The 3,133-nt window shown below is 27.3% G+C and carries 3 protein-coding genes; 2 read left to right on the top strand and 1 reads right to left on the bottom strand.

The genetic code is table 11. The annotated features are described in order from the left end of the window. On the top strand, positions 1 to 350 hold a 350-nt coding region (locus CD032_RS13185), incomplete at its 5' end, for a type ISP restriction/modification enzyme (RefSeq protein WP_219727860.1). Positions 351 to 570: 220 nt separating this feature from the next. Here the strand turns inward: CD032_RS13185 and CD032_RS10945 are convergent. Continuing rightward, the gene (locus CD032_RS10945; RefSeq protein ID WP_103211481.1) at positions 571 to 1,383 is read right to left on the bottom strand and encodes a Mur ligase family protein; all 813 of its coding nucleotides are present in this window, start codon (positions 1,381 to 1,383) and stop codon (positions 571 to 573) included. 1,294 nt (positions 1,384 to 2,677) lie between these two features. Here CD032_RS10945 and CD032_RS13550 point away from each other — a divergent pair. Further along, positions 2,678 to 3,133, top strand: a 456-nt coding sequence (locus tag CD032_RS13550) for a YSIRK-type signal peptide-containing protein (RefSeq protein ID WP_258026261.1), incomplete at its 3' end; no start/stop codon positions are given.

Raw genomic sequence — 3,133 nt, 5'->3', positions numbered from 1 at the left:
GTTCTGAAGTAGTAATAAACCAAAGTGAAAATCCATCATATAAAATAAAAAAAATGACATTTCCAAAGCGAAATGAAAAAAACACTATTATTGTAAATAATGATATAACTATAAAAGAAATTCCAAATAGAGCTTATGATTACAAGGTTAACGGAAAATCAGCAATTGAATGGGTTATGGATCAATATCAAATCAAGGTTGATAAAAATTCAGGTATAATTGATGACCCAAATGAATATTCTGATGATCCTAAATATATACTGAATCATTTATTAAAAATAATAAATTTATCGGTATTAACAATAGATTTAATTCATGAGTTACCGCCATTGGAAATCATCGATAAATAGTATTATAAAAGGCTTGCTCAAATTGATATGCTCCCTTCAAAGTAGACACTTAAAAATGTAAACTTTGAAGGGAGCTTTTTTATGACTCATAGAAAATTATCACCTGAAACTTATCAAAAAGCTTTCAGCTTATATGAAGAAGGATATAGTATGAAAAATGTAATTCAAAAATTAAATTTAAATTGTTCTCCTAGAACATTATTGATTAACTATTATAAATTTAAGAAGCATGGAATAAAGGTGCTTTTACCAATTCAGAGAAATAATACCTAATAATATTACTTGTATTTTGTTTGGCGCGTTCGATTATTATATCTGAATGTAAGGTATCTTTATTAATTATTGCTATACCCTCAGGAGTTAAACCATCAAAAATACTTGCTTTTGCTTCTACAATATTTAGAATATCTTTAAATGTAGACATATGAGCAGCACCTATACCAGTAACTATAGCTACATTTGGTTTTATTAAATATGATGAATTACCGACTGCATTTAAAGCATTTAATGATACTTCTAGTACAGCAAAATTTGATTGTCTAATCATTTTGCATAATAATAAATAAACTGCGTATCTTACGTTACTATTATATCTATTTTGAAGAGGATAATAATCTTTAAGACCAGCACTTATCAGCATTCTAGTGGAACTTTTTCCCATTGACCCTGTTATAGCAATAACAGGGTGTTTATACTGTAGTCTCATTTCTCCAGCTAATTTAGTTAGTGTTTTTGCAGAATCATTGATAACTAATTGAGGAGTTTTAAACTTCATGTCAGGAACATAGGTTTCAGTAATTATTAATCCTAGATCTTCTTTATCTTTCTTAATATATTCATTACCTTCTTTTGCGTTTGCACCACTCCCAAAACGTTTCCATGTTTGCTTATTGGGAGAGATGTAAGCTGTGCTTTTATTTTGTATAAAAGGAAACCAATTTTCGAAATTATTAATAATATTGTCCTCTTTACCTTCAGCATCAAGGAGAGTACCCCCTAAAATATTATGAAGTTCTTTAATTGTTAATGACATTTTGTACTCCTTTATATAATATAAAATTGCGTTCAATTTCTATATATAGTATAGCATGTTGATGTACTGAAATGATTTAAAAAATTTTTGAAACTTAATGACTTATATAATCATTTTAGTTTAAAATTCGATACTATTCCATAATGATGGAATATGATGTATGTGATTAATCAATATACATCGCGTTTCATTTAATGCAACTATTGCACGAGTTAATAGTTGCATTAAAGATAGGTTAGTGAAATTGATTAAGGTAAAGTGATTTACTTAAATTCTGAAGATATATACAGTTTTCGAAATGAGAATAAAATTTTAAAGGTATACACATTAAAAGGAGTCCACATATATAACCAAAGGATTATATAATATATAAAAATAGTATTATTGAAATTATTTTTAGGAATAAATATTTCGAATTCTCGTCAAGATGCTTTTTTAATTCTATAAACGAGGTGTTAGAATTATGAAACGCCTATTTATTGTTATTAGTTTAGCTGCGATATTATCGATTATATTTTCATATTTAATTATAAGTGCTCAATACAATTAGCCCCATATTCATTTATAAGAGATTTTTATTATAAAAATTTTACTAATATATAAATTATTATTTTTTTTGCTGCCATTATTAGATTATCAGGTAGGGTTACTTTTAGTTGGAGCTCATTAGTTTTTGCTAACCTCACCTTCATAAGAATTGTAAATAACGTTCTGCATTCATTATAATCTCATGTATCTTTTTCTGTTAGCTTTATTAGCAGGTTTGTTTTGGTCAAAAGAATCTTATGTGCTAATTTTCATTATAGTATTCATTGTTACTTATTACATAATTTGGAGTATTCTCAATTTATGTTGAGTAAAATAATAAAAGGTTATAACAAGTAATTGTTTTAAGGGAAAATCTATTTACACAAAGAAATATAGTGAGAGAATTATTATTTTTTACTCATGAAAAATGAAGTTAGGATTTTTGGTTTTGTCGTATTGTCTTTACTTATAAGTAAATAATGGATTTCACAAAAAAATTACAAAAATTTTACAATATACAAGTATTTTATTGTCATTGCTAGATATTATAATATATACTAGTGATACATTACAATTTATATAAATTTATATGCAATTAACTGTATAATATTTAGTTTTATAAAACTATGATGTAATTATTTATGATTGTTTAAATTTTTCAATTCTTGAAAATTAAATTTATATACAATACAATGAAGATGATAGGACTAGCTGTATATGTGTCGTATCAATTTTTATAACATTGAAGGGAGATAGACAAGACGTTATGAGGAAAAAAAGAGGTATGAAATTAGATTTTATCCCTAATAGGCTTAATAAGTATTCTATTAGAAAATTCACTGTTGGAACTGCTTCTATTTTAGTCGGAGCTTCTTTACTTTTCGGGATAGGTGAAGAAGCAAAAGCGGATGAACAACAAAATAATTCTGTACAATCACAGTCAAATAATTTAAATGATGATGGTCAATCTGAAGAGGCTATAGAAAAACAAACATCAACAGAAAAACAAATTGTAGATCAAGAGAGCACAGAAGAAATTGCAACTAATGAACAAGAAGTTGCTAAAGAAGAACAAACAGAAGAGACACCAACAGCAGAAGAAACAGACAAAGCAACAACAGAAGAAGCGCCAACAGCTGAAGAAACAGACAAAGCAACAACAGAAGAAGCGCCAGCAGCTGAAGAAGCAGACAAAGCAACAACAGAAGAAGCGCCAGCAACA

It is taken from the genome of Staphylococcus cohnii subsp. cohnii, assembly GCF_002902365.1.
In the GTDB taxonomy this organism is placed as follows: domain Bacteria; phylum Bacillota; class Bacilli; order Staphylococcales; family Staphylococcaceae; genus Staphylococcus; species Staphylococcus cohnii.
Note: the sequence above shows the minus strand (reverse complement) of the source record. Positions and strands in the feature narration are given on the sequence as shown.